This is a genomic window from Variovorax sp. RTB1 (assembly GCF_035018765.1).
Classification (GTDB): domain Bacteria; phylum Pseudomonadota; class Gammaproteobacteria; order Burkholderiales; family Burkholderiaceae_C; genus Variovorax.
Window position 1 is genome coordinate 98,332 of record NZ_JASJXG010000009.1, and the last position, 16,275, is coordinate 114,606.

The 16,275-nt window shown below is 64.6% G+C and carries 17 protein-coding genes; 6 read left to right on the plus strand and 11 right to left on the minus strand.

What is annotated here, in order from left to right:
* Nucleotides 1-6: 6 nt before the first annotated feature.
* Together ispF and ispD are read right to left on the minus strand one after the other, a co-directional pair.
* On the minus strand, nt 7-495 hold the full coding sequence (ispF, locus tag QN397_RS08795) for a 2-C-methyl-D-erythritol 2,4-cyclodiphosphate synthase (RefSeq protein WP_323495042.1): 489 nt from the start codon (nt 493-495) through the stop codon (nt 7-9).
* On the minus strand, nt 492-1,217 hold the full coding sequence (gene ispD, locus QN397_RS08800; protein ID WP_323495041.1) for a 2-C-methyl-D-erythritol 4-phosphate cytidylyltransferase: 726 nt from the start codon (nt 1,215-1,217) through the stop codon (nt 492-494). Before ispD ends, ispF begins: the two co-directional genes overlap by 4 nt.
* Before the next feature lie 146 nt (nt 1,218-1,363).
* On the opposite strand from ispD, the gene mfd reads away from it, so the two are divergent.
* Together mfd and serB are read left to right on the plus strand one after the other, a co-directional pair.
* A complete protein-coding gene (gene mfd, locus QN397_RS08805; protein WP_323500691.1) occupies nt 1,364-4,843 on the plus strand; it encodes a transcription-repair coupling factor in 3,480 nt (1,159 codons plus the stop codon).
* Nucleotides 4,840-5,553, plus strand: coding sequence for a phosphoserine phosphatase SerB (gene serB, locus QN397_RS08810; protein WP_323500692.1), 714 nt, complete (start codon nt 4,840-4,842; stop codon nt 5,551-5,553). The genes mfd and serB overlap by 4 nt, the downstream gene beginning before the upstream one ends.
* 22 nt (nt 5,554-5,575) lie before the next feature.
* On the opposite strand, the gene QN397_RS08815 is transcribed toward serB, so the two are convergent.
* Complete coding sequence (locus tag QN397_RS08815; RefSeq protein ID WP_187052225.1) at nt 5,576-6,118, minus strand: Dps family protein; 543 nt, start codon at nt 6,116-6,118, stop codon at nt 5,576-5,578.
* Between the two features lie 31 nt (nt 6,119-6,149).
* On the minus strand, nt 6,150-6,488 hold the full coding sequence (locus tag QN397_RS08820) for a DUF6172 family protein (RefSeq protein ID WP_323500693.1): 339 nt from the start codon (nt 6,486-6,488) through the stop codon (nt 6,150-6,152).
* Between the two features lie 88 nt (nt 6,489-6,576).
* Between QN397_RS08820 and QN397_RS08825 the strand changes: the two genes are divergently transcribed.
* A complete protein-coding gene (locus tag QN397_RS08825) occupies nt 6,577-6,804 on the plus strand; it encodes a hypothetical protein (protein WP_187052227.1) in 228 nt (75 codons plus the stop codon).
* A gap of 3 nt (nt 6,805-6,807) precedes the next feature.
* Here QN397_RS08825 and QN397_RS08830 read toward each other — a convergent pair whose 3' ends face one another.
* The gene (locus QN397_RS08830) at nt 6,808-7,995 is read right to left on the minus strand and encodes a PLP-dependent aminotransferase family protein (RefSeq protein ID WP_323500694.1); all 1,188 of its coding nucleotides are present in this window, start codon (nt 7,993-7,995) and stop codon (nt 6,808-6,810) included.
* Between the two features lie 130 nt (nt 7,996-8,125).
* Here QN397_RS08830 and QN397_RS08835 point away from each other — a divergent pair, with 130 nt between their 5' ends.
* From QN397_RS08835 to nth, 3 genes are read left to right on the plus strand one after another with little or no spacing between them, the layout of a single operon-like run.
* Nucleotides 8,126-8,386, plus strand: a complete 261-nt coding sequence (locus QN397_RS08835) for a helix-turn-helix domain-containing protein (protein ID WP_187052229.1) — start codon at nt 8,126-8,128, stop codon at nt 8,384-8,386.
* Entirely contained in the window at nt 8,380-9,765 is a 1,386-nt protein-coding gene (locus QN397_RS08840; protein WP_323500695.1) for a type II toxin-antitoxin system HipA family toxin, read from the plus strand. The genes QN397_RS08835 and QN397_RS08840 overlap by 7 nt, the downstream gene beginning before the upstream one ends.
* 38 nt (nt 9,766-9,803) lie before the next feature.
* Nucleotides 9,804-10,448: an endonuclease III gene (nth, locus tag QN397_RS08845; protein ID WP_323500696.1), complete on the plus strand. Its 645-nt coding sequence runs from the start codon at nt 9,804-9,806 to the stop codon at nt 10,446-10,448.
* 36 nt (nt 10,449-10,484) lie between these two features.
* Here the strand turns inward: nth and QN397_RS08850 are convergent, their stop codons facing one another.
* The 6 genes from QN397_RS08850 to QN397_RS08875 form a co-directional block, all read right to left on the minus strand.
* A complete protein-coding gene (locus QN397_RS08850) occupies nt 10,485-11,048 on the minus strand; it encodes a histidine phosphatase family protein (RefSeq protein ID WP_323500697.1) in 564 nt (187 codons plus the stop codon).
* Nucleotides 11,049-11,062: 14 nt separating this feature from the next.
* The gene (locus QN397_RS08855; protein ID WP_323500698.1) at nt 11,063-11,902 is read right to left on the minus strand and encodes an adenosylcobinamide-GDP ribazoletransferase; all 840 of its coding nucleotides are present in this window, start codon (nt 11,900-11,902) and stop codon (nt 11,063-11,065) included.
* Entirely contained in the window at nt 11,899-12,936 is a 1,038-nt protein-coding gene (gene cobT, locus QN397_RS08860) for a nicotinate-nucleotide--dimethylbenzimidazole phosphoribosyltransferase (RefSeq protein WP_323500699.1), read from the minus strand. The genes QN397_RS08855 and cobT overlap by 4 nt, the downstream gene beginning before the upstream one ends.
* Nucleotides 12,937-12,980: 44 nt before the next feature.
* A complete protein-coding gene (locus tag QN397_RS08865; protein WP_323500700.1) occupies nt 12,981-14,438 on the minus strand; it encodes a cobyric acid synthase in 1,458 nt (485 codons plus the stop codon).
* 97 nt (nt 14,439-14,535) lie between these two features.
* The gene (locus QN397_RS08870; RefSeq protein ID WP_323500701.1) at nt 14,536-15,810 is read right to left on the minus strand and encodes a hypothetical protein; all 1,275 of its coding nucleotides are present in this window, start codon (nt 15,808-15,810) and stop codon (nt 14,536-14,538) included.
* A 110-nt stretch (nt 15,811-15,920) separates the two neighbouring features.
* On the minus strand, nt 15,921-16,184 hold the full coding sequence (locus QN397_RS08875; RefSeq protein ID WP_323495272.1) for a hypothetical protein: 264 nt from the start codon (nt 16,182-16,184) through the stop codon (nt 15,921-15,923).
* Between the last annotated feature and the right edge of the window lie 91 nt (nt 16,185-16,275).

Consider the following 16,275-nt stretch of genomic DNA (forward strand, 5'->3'; position numbering starts at 1 on the left):
AGAAAACTAGCGCGAAAGAAGTACTACGGCCCGTGCCTCCATCGCTCGCCCTTCGCCGACCGGTCCAAGCTTTTCGGCCGTCTTGGCTTTCACGTTCACTCGGTCGATCGCGATGTTCAACACGGTCGCGATCCGCTCGCACATCGCCGGGATGTGCGGCGCCAACTTCGGAGCCTGCGCGATCACGGTGCTGTCGACATTGCCGATCGCCCAGCCAGCCGCCCGCACGCGCGCCGCTGCTTCAGCCAGCAGCGCGGCGGAATCGGCGCCGTGGAATCTGGCATCTGTGTCCGGAAAATGTCGCCCTATATCGCCCAGCCCCGCAGCGCCCAGCAGCGCATCGGTGATGGCGTGCAACAGCACGTCGGCATCGGAATGGCCGAGCAGGCCCGCGGTGTGCGGCACCTCGATGCCGCCCAGCATCAGCTTGCGACCGGCGACCAGCTGATGCACGTCCCAGCCTTCGCCGACGCGAATGTCGAAGGGCATCGTCATGGTTTGTCGGTGCGCTCAATACGGCGCCGGCTGTTCAGCACGGCCTCCGCCAGTGAGAAGTCTTCTGCATAGGTCACCTTGAAATTTTGTGCGCTGCCCGGCACCAGCAGGGGCGCCAAGCCCAGCGCCTCGATGGCGCTCGCCTCGTCAGTCACGCTGTCGCCGGCACGTTCGAGGGCGTCGCGCAACATCCCGATGCGAAACATCTGCGGTGTTTGCGCGAGCCACTTGTCGGCACGGGTCAGGGTCGCTGCCACACGGCCTTCGGGTGACGCGACCTTGAGCGTGTCGGGCAACCGCTGCGCCAGCAGGCCACCGGCGGCATCGTGCTCACAGGCAGCAATCAGCGCTTCGATCTGCGTCGGCGTGACGAGGCATCGCGCGGCGTCGTGCACGAGCACCCAGTCGTGCGGACCCGCGCCTTGCCCGCGAAGCGCCTGCAACCCATTGCGCACGCTGGCCGCGCGGTTCGCGCCGCCGACCTTGAACAAATGCTCGGCGGTCCCCGGAAAGTCCGGAAGCACCGTCGCGATGTCGCGGTCACCTTCGGCCACGACCAAGGCCAATGCGGTGAAGCGACCCGTCAGCGCCCAAAAAGCATCGATCGTGTGCGCCACCATCGGCCGACCGGCGATCTGCTGGTATTGCTTGGGCAGCGTGCCGCCCGCGCGATGGCCGGAGCCTGCGCAAGGGATGAGCACATAGAGACGCGAAGACGACATGCAATTCCTGTAGATCGGCGCGGTGAGAACGTCGAATGGTGAATGAGCCAGCGCGCCAGCAGCAATGAGGCCACCATTCTAGAATTGCACGGTCGTACACCCCTCGCCATCCGGCGCGGGGTGTTCTGCATTTTTCGAAGCGATTCATGGACCTCCCCCATCTCACGGCGGGCAAGCGATTCACGCTGCCGCGCCCCCCGTTGTCGGCCGACGCGCTCATGCTGGCGCAGCTCGCGACACGCGAAAAATCCGCTGGTCGTGCGACCGCAGTGTTCACCGCTGACGCCAACGACGCCCAGCGACTGATCGACGAAATCGCCTTCTTTGCACCGGAGCTTCGCTGTGCGCTGTTTCCCGACTGGGAGACGCTGCCCTACGATAGCTTCTCGCCGCACCAGGACTTGATCAGCGAGCGGCTGGCCACCCTCTGGCGCATCAGCCAGAAAGAGGCGGACGTCGTCCTCGTGCCAGCTACCACGGCGCTGTACCGGCTGGCGCCGCCATCGTTTCTGGCGGGCTACACCTTTCACTTCAAGACCAAGCAAAAGCTGCAGGACACCAAGCTCAAGGCGCAGCTCACCCTCGCCGGCTACACGCACGTCACGCAGGTCGTGAGCCCGGGCGAATACGCGGTGCGCGGCGGCCTGATCGACCTGTTCCCCATGGGTTCACTCGTGCCCTTTCGGGTCGACCTGTTCGACGACGAGATCGACTCGATCCGCACCTTCGATCCCGACACGCAGCGCAGCCTCTATCCCGTGCCCGAAGTGCGGTTGCTGCCTGGACGAGAGTTCCCGATGGACGACGACGCCCGCGCACGCTTTCGCAGCCGCTGGCGCGAAATGCTCGAAGGCGATCCGACCAAGAGCCGCATCTACAAGGATATGGGCAACGGCGTCGCGACCGCCGGCATCGAGTACTACCTGCCGCTCTTTTTCGAAGAGACGGCGACGGTGTTCGACTATCTCGGTGCCGACACCACGGTTGTCTTGCACGGCGACCTGGAGCCGGCGTTCCAGCATTTCTGGCAGGACACCGGCGAGCGCTACCGGCTGGTGCGCGGCGACCCTGAGCGGCCCGCGCTGCCACCGGAAACGCTGTTCCTGAGCGCCGAACAGTTCTACCTGCGCGCCAAGCCGCATGCGCAGCTGGCCATCCGCTCGGTCGATGACAGCGTGCCTTACGCCGAGTTCGACAAGCTACCGCCCTTCGCCGTCGTTCGCGGCGCAGACGATCCGTTGGTCGGCCTCAAGCTACACATCGACACCACGCCGCACCGCGTGCTGCTCATCGCCGAGAGCGATGGCCGGCGCGAGAGCCTGCTCGACTTCCTGCGGGCCAGCGGTGTCAATCCGCCTTCGTTCGATTCGCTCGCCGAGTTCGAGGCGTCGCCCGACGAGAAGATCGGCATCGCCACCGCGGCGCTGGTCGCCGGTTTCGCATGGCGCGAGACAGGCATCGACTTCGTCACCGAAACCGAACTGTTCGCGACCACGCCGACCACGCGCCGCCGCAACAAAAAGCAGGAACAGGTCAGCGATGTCGAGGCGCTGATCAAGGATCTGTCGGAACTCAAGGTCGGTGACCCGGTGGTGCATTCCGCGCATGGCATCGGACGCTACCGTGGCCTCGTGCACATGGACCTCGGTCAGGGCGTCGACGCCGAAGGCAAGCCGCTGCTGCAGGAGATGCTGCACATCGAGTACGCCGACAAGGCGACGCTCTATGTGCCGGTGAGCCAGTTGCACCAGATCAGCCGCTACACCGGCGTCAGTGCGGACGAGGCGCCGCTGCACAAGCTGGGCTCCGGTCAATGGGAAAAGGCCAAGCGCCGCGCCGCAGAACAAGTGCGCGATTCGGCGGCCGAACTGCTCAACATCTACGCGCGGCGGGCTACTCGCCAGGGCCACGCATTCCGCTATTCAGCCGCCGACTACGAAGTGTTTGCCAATGACTTCGGCTTCGAGGAAACGGCTGATCAGAAGGGCGCGATCCACGCCGTCATTCAGGACATGATCTCGCCGCAACCGATGGACCGGCTGGTGTGCGGCGACGTCGGCTTCGGCAAAACCGAGGTGGCCTTGCGCGCCGCTTTCATATCGGTCACGGGTGGCAAGCAGGTCGCGATTCTGGCGCCGACCACCCTCTTGGCCGAGCAGCATTACCAGACGTTGGTCGACCGCTTTGCCAAGTGGCCGGTCAAGGTGGCCGAGATGAGCCGCTTTCGTTCCGCGAAAGAGATCACCGCCGCCGCCAAGGGGCTGGCAGAAGGCACGGTCGACATCGTCGTCGGCACGCACAAGCTGCTTTCAGCATCGGTCAAGTTCAAGAACCTCGGCTTGCTCATCATCGACGAGGAGCATCGTTTCGGCGTGCGCCACAAGGAGGCCATGAAGGCGATGCGCGCCGAGGTCGACGTGCTCACGCTGACAGCCACGCCGATTCCGCGCACGCTCGGTATGGCGCTCGAAGGACTGCGCGACCTGAGCGTGATCGCGACCGCGCCGCAGCGCCGGCTCGCCATCAAGACCTTCGTGCGCAACGAAGGCACCGGCGTGATTCGCGAAGCCGTGCTGCGCGAGCTGAAGCGCGGCGGGCAGGTCTACTTTCTGCACAACGAAGTCGACACCATCCAAAACCGACGCCAGAAGCTCGAAGAAATCTTGCCCGAGGCTCGCATCGCCGTGGCCCACGGCCAGATGCCGGAGCGTGAGCTTGAACGTGTGATGCGCGACTTCGTGGCGCAGCGCTACAACCTGCTGTTGTGCTCGACCATCATCGAGACCGGCATCGACGTGCCGACCGCCAACACCATCGTCATGAGCCGCGCCGACAAGTTCGGCCTGGCGCAACTGCACCAGCTGCGTGGCCGCGTCGGGCGCAGTCACCATCAGGCCTATGCCTACCTGATGGTCCCCGACATCGAAGGCCTGACCAAGCACGCCGCACAGCGGCTCGAAGCCATCCAGCAGATGGAAGAGCTCGGCTCGGGCTTCTACCTGGCGATGCACGACCTGGAGATTCGCGGCGCGGGCGAAGTGCTCGGCGATAACCAGAGCGGCAACATGATGGAGATCGGTTTCCAGCTCTACAACGAGATGCTGAGCGAAGCCGTCCGATCGCTCAAGGCGGGCGAAGAACCGGACTTGCTATCGCCGCTCAGCGTCACGACCGAGATCAACCTGCACGCCCCTGCGCTGCTGCCGGACACCTACTGCGGCGACGTGCATTTGCGCCTGTCGTTCTACAAGAAGCTGGCGACCGCGAAGACCTCCGACCAAATCGACATCCTGTTGGAAGAGATCGTCGACCGCTTCGGCAAGTTGCCGCCGCAGGCGCAGACACTCATCGACACGCACCGCCTGCGCGTGCTCGCGCGGCCGTACGGCGTCATCAAGGTCGATGCTGCGCCGGGTGTGATTCACATCACTTTCAAGAAAGACCCGCCGGTCGATTCGATGGCGATCATTCACCTGATCCAGAAGAACAAGCACATCAAGTTGGCCGGCAACGAAAAGCTGCGCATCGAACGCGAGTTGAAGGAGCCGAAAGAGCGGGCGCAGATGGTGCGGGATGTGCTGCGGAGCCTGGGGCAACCGGTGGTCAAGGAAGCGGTCGTCGCATGAACAAACTCACGGCACCTACGTCCGGCCTTGTGCTACAGCGCGTGAAGGCGCCGCTGCGCCTCGCCGACTTCAAGCTCATCGCATTCGACATGGACTCGACGCTGATCAACATCGAGTGCATCGATGAGATCGCCGATGCAGTCGGCAAGAAGGCCGAGGTCGCGGCCATCACCGAAGCCACCATGCGTGGCGAGATCAAGGACTTCAAGGAAAGCTTGCGACGCCGCGTCGCGCTGTTGAAAGGCGTGCCGGTGGCTGCGCTACAGCAGGTCTACGACGAGCGCTTGCACCTCAACCCTGGCGCCACCGAACTCGTCACGGCGTGCAAGTCAGCAGGACTCAAGGTGCTGCTGGTGTCGGGTGGCTTCACCTTCTTTGCGAACCGGGTGAAGGACCGGCTCGGCATCGATTTCGCACGTTCCAACCTGCTCGACGAGGCCGACGGCAAGCTCACCGGCGCGGTCGCACAGCAAAGCTGGGGCGATATCTGCGACGGCGTCGAGAAGCGCCGCACGCTACTCGAAGTGGCTTCTTTGCTCGGCATCTCGCCGACCGAAACCATCGCCGTCGGCGACGGTGCCAACGACCTGCCGATGATGGCCGAAGCCGGCCTGTCGGTCGCCTATCACGCCAAGCCGAAGGTTCGCGAACAGGCCATGGTCGCAATCAACGAAGGTGGCCTCGACCGGCTGCTGGAGATCCTGCAGTAAACGACGCTAATGCGTCGACGGATCAGGCCGGCGTACCGCGCCGGCTGGATTCGAACAGGAACCAGGTGCGCCGCTCGGTTTCGTCGATCCAGTTTTCGAGCAGGCTCGACGACGCGATGTCGCGATGCTCGTCGGTCACGTTATGGGCTTCGCGCAGGCGGGCCGCCAGCGTGGCATTGTCTTCGCGCAGCTCAGACAGCATGTCGAGCGGATCGACATAGTCGCTGTCGTTGTCGCTGATGCGCTGCATGCGCGCGATGTGGCCGATGGAACGCAGGGTCGTTCCGCCAGTCTTCCGGATTCGCTCGGCGATCGGGTCGGTCATGGCGTACAGCTGGTCGCCCTGTTCGTCGAGCAGCAAGTGATAGTCGCGAAAGTGCGGGCCGCTCATGTGCCAGTGGAAATTCTTGGTCTTCAGATAAAGCGCGAACACATCGGCCAGAACGCCGTTGAGCGCCGCCGCGATATCGACCGTGGCCTCGGCTGCCAGGTCGCTCGGCGTCGCGAGCGGAGCCTTGCGACGTGTCTTGAGGTCAGCAGTTTTGCTGGCGGTGGGTTTTGCCATGATGAGCCCTTTCGTTTGAGGAAAATGAACTTTAAGCCTTTGTCTCGGGCAGCGCATTGCCCTCAAGTGCGGGTGTGCCCGATGCTGGTTTGGCCGTGCGATGACCCGGCTTGCCGAGGATCTCTACGTAGAACTGCGGGCCGGCTTCTTTGGCAACGCCGTCCATCAGTGCGGTCAACGCCGACAGGTGCACCGCTTCGGCCGTTTCAGCGGTCGTGCCGAACTTGCAATCGAAGTCGAGAAAATCAGTGTCTGCCTGCACCGGACGCCGACGCTCCCGCTTGATGTATTTGCGGACCTCATGCTTGATCGCCTCGAGAACGCGGTCGGGGTGCTTGCCTTCGGGGCGCAGCTGGAAAGTCTTTTTCATGGGTCATCGTACCGTGCGCCCCCGCGCCAATGACAATGACTGCAGACCGCGGCTACATTCGGCACTCAACGCGCATCAGGGAAATTTCATGGCACGGGCAAACGATTGGGCAAGCAAGGTGATGTCGCTCATCAACGGCGGCAACGCAGGCGCGGCGATCGCGCAGATCAAGGTAGCACCCAGCGTCAAGGATCTGAAGGCGCTGCAAACGATCATGACGCTGTCGCGTCTGTCGGGCCGCTGGCCCAATGTCGACGCTGCCATCGCGGACAACCTCGTGGCGCTCGGGGCGCCGCGGCTGCACCGCTCGCCGTAACTTTCAGAGCGCCTTGCCCAGCCGCGCGATGCCTTCTTCGATCTTCTCGACGTTGGCCGTCGCGAAGCTCAGGCGCAAGGTCGCCATGTCGGGCTTCTCGGCATAGAACGGCGCGCCGGGCACGAAGGCCACGCGCTGTTCGATGGCCCGTTTAGCGAACGCAGCCGCATCCGACGACCTGCCGTTCGCGCCCGTGAGTCGGGCCCAGAAAAACAGCCCGCCGTCCGGCTGCTCGAAGGCAACGGCATCGCCCAGTGCACGTTCCAGCGCTGCAGCCATCGCCTTGGCACGCTCGCCGTAGACCTTGCGCACGTTGTCCAGCGTTGCCGGCATACGGCCGCTCTTCAGGTACTGGCCGGCTGTCGCCTGCGCGAAGGTGCTGGTGTGCGCATCGCTGAACTGCTTGCACATGGTGGCTTTGGCCAGCAGTTCGGCCGGCGCGATCATCCAGCCGATGCGCAGGCCCGGGCTCAGCACTTTGCTCATGCTGCCGCAGTGCGCAAGCAGCTCGCGGCTGCCGGGCACGTCTTTGCTCAAAGCCATGATCGACGGCGGCGGCGGCTCGTTGAAATACAGGTCGCCGTACGGGTCGTCTTCGACCACCAGCGTCTGGTATTTGACCGCCAGCTCGAGCACTTTCTTCCGACGCTCCAGGCTCAACAGCGCGCCGCTCGGATTGCCGAAGGTCGGAATCAGGTAGACGAACTTCGGCTTGTGCTCGGCGATGAGCGCCTCGAGCTCGTCGGTCTTCACGCCGTGCGCGTCGATCGGTGCGCTGATGAGCTGCGCGCCATACAGGCGGAAGCACTGAATGGTCGCGAGGAATGTCGGCCCTTCGACGATGACCTTGTCGCCAGGCGAGATCATCGTCTTGCCGAGCAGATCGAGCGCCTGCTGGCTGCCGGTCGTCACGATCAGGCCGCTCGGATCGACATCGACGCCTTTGCTCTTCATGAAGGCGCTCAATTGCGTGCGCAGCGGCTCGTAGCCTTCGGTGGCGCCGTATTGCAGGGCGCCGGACGCCTCTTCGTTCAAGGCCCTGGCGCTGGCTTCTTTCAGGCCCTCGACGTCGAACATGGCGCTGTCCGGAAAGCCACCGGCAAAGCTGATGATGCCGGGTGTGCCGAGCAGCTTGAAGAGTTCGCGAATGGCGGAGGTTTCGACGTTGTCGAGGCGGGAGGCGAATTGCATGGTGATTTCACTTTCTGACCGCCATTGTCGAACCAAGAAGGCCGCGGCGCATTACCAGTCCAAGGTAGTTTATTGACTTTACTATTTTTGAGTAGTAAATTCCATTCACCACTTCAAGGTAGTAAGCCGCATGCGGTATCCACTCGAAACCAGCCAGCAACTCAGCGCCGTGCTGAAGGCATTGCGCCAGTCCCGCCACCTCACCCAAGCCGAGCTCGGCGAACAGTTGGGCGTGAACCAGAAACGCGTGGCCCGGATCGAAGCGGCACCCGGTGTCACGAGCTTCGACCAGATCTCGCGACTGGTCGCACTCATGGGTCATCGTCTGGTTCTGGAAGCATTGCCGTCTGCCGAAGCGCCGATCACCGACAAGGGAGACACATCATGGTGAGCCGTTCCAAACGAGGCCGCGGCCCCCGGCACCCGCACCCCTTGACGGTCTGGATCAATGGTCAGACGGTCGGCGAATGGACGGTTCGCGAAGGCGAGCACCGTTTTCAGTACGCTGACGAATGGACCGCTTCGCCCGCGGCACGCCGACTTTCGCTGTCGCTGCCGATGACGCCAGGCAACGCGCCGCAGCGCGGGCCGGTGGTGCAGAACTATTTCGACAACCTTCTGCCCGACAGCGATGCGATTCGCACGCGCCTGCAAGGCAAGTTCGCGACGCCGAGCACCGACGCGTTCGACCTGCTGACAGCCATCGGCCGCGAGTGCGTCGGCGCCGTGCAGTTGCTGCCGCCCGGGGTGCTGCCCACCGGCTTCGACCGGATCGAAGCCGAGGCGCTGGATGATGCGGGCGTCGAACGCGCCATCAACGCGTCGCTGTCGACGGGCCGCGTGCTCGGCCAGCGCGACGACGAGGACTTCCGCATTTCGATCGCCGGCGCCCAGGAAAAGACGGCCTTGCTGCAACGCGAAGGTCAGTGGTTTCGCCCGCTGAGCGCCACACCGACAACCCACATTTTCAAACTACCGCTCGGCCTCGTCGGCAACATGCAGGCCGACATGAAGGAGTCCGTCGAAAACGAATGGCTCTGCTCCCGCATCATGACGGCCTTCGGGCTGCCGACGGCGCATTGCGACATCGCGACCTTCGGCGAGCGCAAGGTGCTCGTGGTGCAACGCTTCGACCGCGCGCTGCAGAACGCCGGCAGTGCTCGCGGCGACGACAGCGACCACCGCGATCCGGAATGGATCGCCCGTTTGCCGCAGGAAGATTTCTGCCAGGCACTCGGCGTGCCGGGCCCGCAGAAGTACGAGACCGACGGCGGCCCCGGCATGCGCGACATCCTGCGCGTGCTCGATGCCAGCAGCAACGCCACGGCCGACAAGCTCGCGTTCGTCAAGGCGCAGATGGTGTTCTGGCTGCTTGCAGCAACCGACGGCCATGCCAAGAACTTCTCGATCTTTCTGGAGCGGGGCGGTGGCTACCGGCTTACGCCGTTCTACGACGTGCTGTCGGCCTGGCCTGTCATTGGCAGCGGCGCCAACCAGCTTGCCTTTCAAAAGGCGAAGCTGGCGATGGCGCTGCGCAGCAAGAGCTCGCACTGGGCATTGCAGGATCTGCGCGCGCGCCACTGGGACGGCGTCGCCAAACTCGCGGGTCTCGGCGATGCACACGCCCTCTGCGATGAACTCCTCGCGCAGTTGCCGGGGGCGCTCGATGCAGTCGAAACCCAGCTGCCGTCCGGCTTTCCGGAGCATGTAGCGCGCACGATCTTCGAGGGTGTGCGCAACACCGCAAAGCGCCTGACCGAAGCCGATTGAATCCGCCGCCAGCCAAGCCGAAGAACCGACCTTACATCATGAAAAAAGACGACATCGTCCCCTTCTTCGCGACGCTGCAGGCGGCCAATCCGAATCCCGAAACCGAGCTGGAATACACCACGCCTTTCGAGCTGCTGGCGGCCGTTTTGCTCTCGGCGCAAGCGACCGATGTGGGCGTGAACAAGGCCACGCGCAAGCTCTATCCGGTGGCCAACACACCGCAGGCGATCTTCGACCTGGGTGTCGAAGGACTCGAGAGTTACATCAAGACCATCGGGCTGTACCGCAGTAAGGCGAAGCATCTGATCGAGACATGTCGCATGCTGATCGAACTGCATGGCAGCGAGGTGCCGAGGACGCGCGCCGAGCTCGAAGCGTTGCCCGGCGTCGGGCGCAAGACTGCCAACGTGGTGCTCAACGTGGCGTTCGGCGAGCCGACGATCGCCGTCGACACGCACATCTTTCGTATCGGCAACCGCACGGGCCTGGCCGCCGGCAAGACGCCGCTCGCGGTCGAGCTCAAGCTGGAGAAGCGCGTGCCGATGGCGTTTCGACTGCACGCGCATCACTGGCTGATATTGCATGGCCGCTATATCTGCGTGGCGCGCAAACCCAAGTGCTGGGAGTGCGCGGTGCACACGATGTGCGACTACAAACCGAAGACGCCCGCGCCCAAAAGTTGAGCGGTGGGCGCAGGCAGCGAATGAGCACCGCTGCGCTCAGACTTCAATCGTCACGCACTCGCCGAAAGCGATCGGATGCGCTGGCCAATCGGCTGCGGTGACCGGCACGCGCACACCGCGCTGCAACAGCGTCACGGCCCGCATCACGCCTGCATGCGTCACCCAAAGTGCGTCGGTGCCCGAGGCAAGCCACGTGTCCCATGCAATACCCACGCGCTGCATGAAGAGGCGCGTGCTCTCCCCGGTACTACCGGCGCGCCCATCGGCGAAGTCGGCCATCCATGCATCGAACTCGGTGCGCGCTACGTCTTGCCACGGGCTGCCTTCCCATACGCCGAAATCCATCTCGGCCAGGTTGGGGTCGTAGCGGCACGGCGGCAGATCGGTGCGCAGCACGGCGACCTCTTTTGCCAACGCCGCACAACGCTGCAACGGCGAGCTGACAAACGCCATGCCATCGAGAAGCCGCGTGCCGGTGGCGACAGATACGGCAACTGCAGCGGCCAGCGTGCCGTCGTGATGTGCAGCGAGGTCGGTCGCGCCATAGCAAAGGCCGGCCTCGGCAATAACCGGCGCGTGTCGGACCATCCAGAGCTTCATCGCCTTCCTCGGCTTCAGCGCAGCGCGGCCGGTGTCATCGCGAACGCCAGAGCCAGATAGATTGCCAGTTCGCAGACCTGCTGCGTGGCGCCGAGTCCATCGCCGGTAAAACCTTGCAGGCGACGCCAGAACAAACGTGCCATGACGGCGGCCGCAACGATGCATGTCGCCAGCGCCGCGACCGTTGCCGACCCGCCCTGCACCCACGCAAGCAGCGCCACCGCCGGCACCGCCCACAAAATGCCAACCCCCAACGCACCGTTGGCAATCGCATCCGCCAGCGGCTTGGACTTGCTCGCACCGCTGTCGCCGACGTAAGGCATCCAGCGAATCAGAAATAACGGCGCCAGTCGTGACAGCACATGCGCGAAGACGATCGCGCTCAGCGCGACGGATGCGCCCCGTTCATCACCACCGGCAGCGCCAACGCCACCGGCCAGCATCGCCAGCAACGCAAACTTGAGCCCCAGCGCCAGCACCAAAGCGATGGCACCGAAGGCGCCGATGCGTGAGTCCTTCATGATCTCCAGCGCACGCGATCGATCGGCCGAACCGCCGAGTCCATCTGCTACGTCGGCCAGCCCGTCCTCATGAAACGCACCCGTCAGCAACACGGTGGCGATGGTGCTCAGCACTGCCGCGACCCAGGCTCCGTCAGCGCCCGGCAAGCCACGCTCGACCACGAAGAAAACCGCCGCACCCAGCGCGCCGACGATCCAGCCGACACCGGGGAAATGCGCGGCGCTGGCACGCAGCATTTGCGGGCTGAAGCCGACCCATTGCGCCAGCCGACCGGTGACCGGCACGCGCGTGAAGAACTGAAGCGCCAGCAGGTAGTGGCGTATGCCGTTCATGCGCCCTCTTGCCGCGACACACCCGCCGCCTCGAAGCTCGCCATCTCGCGCAGGATGCGCGTTGCCGATTCGAGCAACGGCCAAGCCAACGCGGCGCCCGAGCCTTCACCCAGGCGCAGATCGAGTCGCAGCAGCGGCTGCAGTCCCAGGTGTGCAAGCAGCAGTGCATGACCAGGTTCGGCGGACACGTGCGCAGCAACGCAACGCTGAACCACGTGCGGCTGCAATGCGTATGCGATCAGCACCGCGGCACCGGTGATGAAGCCGTCGACGACGATCATACGGCGCTCTTCGGCTGCCTGCAGCACGGCACCGACCAGCGTGGCAACCTCGAATCCACCGAACGCAGCGAGCGCATCCAGTGGCGCGACAGCATCGCGATGCAACGCCATCACCTCTGCGAGTACGCTGCGTTTGCGCGCCAGCCCTGCAGCATCGAGTCCCGTGCCGATGCCGACGCAATCGTCGAGTGACAGGCCGGCCAGCCGTGACAGCAACATCGACGCAGCGGAAGTGTTGCCGATGCCCATCTCGCCGAGCAGCAGCGCGTTGCCGGGCAACGCGCGCACCACGTCGCGGCCGTTGGCGATGGCGTCTGCGCATTGCGACGGTGCCATCGCCGGGCCGATCGCAGCGTCGGCCGTACCCGCAGCGATCTTGCGAACGACCAGGCCCGGCATCGGAGTGAAGTCGTGCCGTACGCCGCAATCGACCACCGTCAGCGCCAGTCCGTGCTGGCGCGCGAGCACGCTCACCGCCGCGCCGCCGCCCAGAAAGTTCTGCACCATCTGCCAAGTGACGTCGCTCGGATAGGCCGACACGCCGCGTGCCGCCAGCCCGTGGTCACCGGCGCAGACCAGCAGTTGTGGATGCTGCAACGTCGGCGACTCACTGCCGAGGATGGTGCCCAGGCGAATGGCCAGCGCTTCCAGTTGACCTAGCGCGCCGACGGGCTTGGTCTTGTTGTCGATGAGGTGCTGCAGGCGTGCAGTGAGTGCGGCGTCATGCAAGTCGACGATGTCCGGGATGTTCATTCGGGTTCAGTTCGATTCAAGTTCAAGTTCAAGTTCAAGTTCAATCAGTCGATCAGCGAGCGCAGGACGCCCGCATCGAAATGCGTGTCGATGTAGTCGGCCAGTCCGTCGAACACCGAGTCCAGCGTCGGCACCGTCGCACCGAACAGCGCATGCAGCACGGCCGGGTCTTCGAACATGCCGTGCAGGTAGATACCCAGCACATTGCCCGCGCCGTTCTGCCACGCCAAGCCGTCGTTCATCACCGGCAATGCGTGGTCGCCGGCTGCCGCCATGGCGCTGTGCTCGTTAGTACGGCCGTGGTGAATCTCGTAGCCGTGCATCGCCACGCCGGACAGCGCGGCCCACGCCCCACCGACCGCACCAAAACACGCATCCCGATGCCGCACGGTCTTGTCGGGATCGAACACAGTGACCAGCGGCAGCAAGCCCAGGCCAGCTGCGTTGCCGTCGATGCCATGCGTGTCGATCAGTGCCTCACCGAGCATCTGCAGGCCGCCGCAGATTCCGAGCACGGCACCACCACGCGCTGCATGCGCGGCGATCGCGCGGTCGAGCCCCTGTGAACGCAGCCAGACCAGGTCGCCGCTCGTGTGCTTTGAACCCGGCAGCACGATCCAGTCGGCGTCGGCCAGTTGGCTGGGCGTGCGTGCCCACCGCAGTCGAATGCCCGGCACGTTCTTCAACGGCTGGAATTCGTCGAGGTTGCTGATGCGTGGGTAAGCGACAACCGCAACCGTCTTGCCTGCGCCGAACTCCGCCGTATCGAACACGCCATCTTCTTCCGGCAAGCCATGCGACCACCACATCGGCAACGTCGCCACGGTCGGTACACCCGTCAGTTCCTGCAGCTGCTCCGGCGCTGGCGAAAGCAACAACGCATCGCCGCGAAATTTGTTCAGCACGAAGCCGCTCAGCAATGCCCGGTCCGCCTCCGGCATCAAAGCCCAGGTGCCGTACAGATGCGCGAAAGCGCCGCCGCGATCGATGTCCGTCACCAGCAGGCAGCGCGCGTTCGCGTGGCGCGCCACGCGCAGGTTGACGATGTCCGATGCCATCAGGTTGATCTCGACTGGCGAGCCGGCGCCTTCGATCACGACCACGTCGTTTTCGGCACGCAGTGCGTCGAGCGCCTGCACGATGGTCGGCCACACGCGCTCGCTACGGCCGCGCCACGGCAAGGCCGACAGCGCTTCGCTCACCTGCCCCATCAGCACGACCTGGCTGTGCGTGTCGCGCTCGGGCTTGAGCAGCAAGGGGTTCATGCGAACCTCGGGCATCGCGCGGGCGGCCAGTGCCTGAAAGTATTGCGCGCTGCCGATTTCGCCGCCCTGGTTGCCGGCCGTGGCGCCCACGACGCGAGCGTTGTTGCTCATGTTCTGCGCCTTGAACGGCGCGACCTTGAGCCCTTGCCGCGCATACCAGCGGCACAACGCGGTGGCGAGCCAGCTCTTGCCGGCACCGCTGGTGGTGCCGAGCACCATGACGCAGCGTGCGGTCACGGGCTCGAAAACGAGGTGGAAGACAAGGCGTAAAACGAGGCGTTCATACCCTCGATTGTGGCGCGCTGCGGTACCCGCACCGAGCGCCCCTTGCGGCTCACTCTTTCTTGTGTTCCGGCTTCGGCCGCTCGCCTGGATGGCTTCCTGGCGATGGCCGGACGGCTTGCCTTTGGGGCGGTTGCGCGTGTCCGGCAAACCGCTCGGGCGGGCGCTGCGCATGCTGGGCTGCCTGCTGGACATTGGTCTGCTTGGCGGCTTCGATCCGCTCGTCGCTGACGCGCGACATACGTTGAGCCTCCGGCAACGCCGCTGGACTCGCAGCCGCCTGCCGATGCTCCGGTTCCGGCCGCTGCAAGGATGCTACCGACGGTGCCGACGGTGCCGATGGTGTGCCGATGGCAGGTGCAGGCCGAACCACCTGCGCTGCCGGCAAGGCGACAGGTGTCCGGCCGGACATGAAGGCGGCAACCGGTTTCGTGCTCACCGGAACCGGCGCTTCGAGGCGCATCACCGGCGGCAGTGCAGCCGCGAGATGCGCAGCCGCCGGCACTGCCGCTTCAAACGGTTTTCCGCTTGCAGTGGCAGCGGCCGGCGCCGTCACCATGTAATTGCGTGTGTTGGCAACGTTCGTCACGTTGGTCGTGTTCGTCACGTTGTTTGTCACGTTATTGGTGACGTTGTTGTTGTTGATCGTCGTGTTTTGAATCCGCATGCCGACGTTGGTGACCGGCGGTGCGCTCGTCACCACGGCCGGCGGCGTACCGATGGGCGCGGGCACGATGAGGCCCGGCCTCGAACCGGGCGGCGGCGGCACGAACACGCCCTGTGGACCGATTGGAGGTAGCCCCGCGACGACGCCTACCCCGAGAGCGGCGAAGGCAATCGAAATCCCGAGCGGCGGCGGCACGAACCGCAATCCTGGGGCCGACCAATAGCCGGAAACAAACAGGACCGCGTTGTCGCGATGCTCGTAGTACGGCTGGACCCAGCCATAGCCCAATTGCGGCGGTGCCATCCAGCGCCCGGCAGACCAGACCCAACGGTCGTGCCAATCCCAGTAACCGCCGGTCCACACCGCCATCGGAAACGGCGAAAGCGGGGGCACTTCGACCAGCATTGCCGGCGGCGCCCAGCTGACGGCGATCGGTTCCGGCTGCACCATCGGAGGGTCGATGTAGACGCTGATCACTGGCGTCACCACAGGCGACGAATAGGCCACTGCAGCCGGTGGAAGCGGACTCATGTAGACCGGCGGCGGCCGAACGACGACGTAGCGCGGCGGTGGCGCAGGCGGCGCGACGCAGCCGGCGACCAGGGTCGCGAGGCACATGGCAGCCACACAGATGGACGGCGAGACGATGTTTTTTTTCATGAGAACGTGGCACTCGGAAAGCAGCGGTTGGGCCGTGGAAGCCAAAGGGCTACGTCATGGAAGGACGCGCCTTTGAGGTCGGGTGCCCGGTCCGCCGGGCACCTCTCGACTCACTTGCCGATCTGGGCGCTGACGCCGTTCTCTTGCTGGTTCAGGGCACGTTGGTCCAGCTTCGTGATGTGGCCGCCGTCCTGCCGCGCCATGGCATGTTCTTCGCGGCGAATCTGCCGATCTTCTTTGTGCAGCGTGGCTGCTTGGCCCTTGCTGATCTCGCCACTTTTCACTTCGTTGTGGATGCGCCGGTCCTGGTGATTCAGGCGCGCGTTGACTTCGGTACGGCGCGGGTGTGCGTGCTGCCACGGTGTCTCTGCCATCGCGCCGACAGTGAAGGTGGCAGCGCCGAAGGCGACCACAGCGAAGGCGAACGTAGTGCGATTGAACATTGGAAGTCCTGAAAGGTTGCAT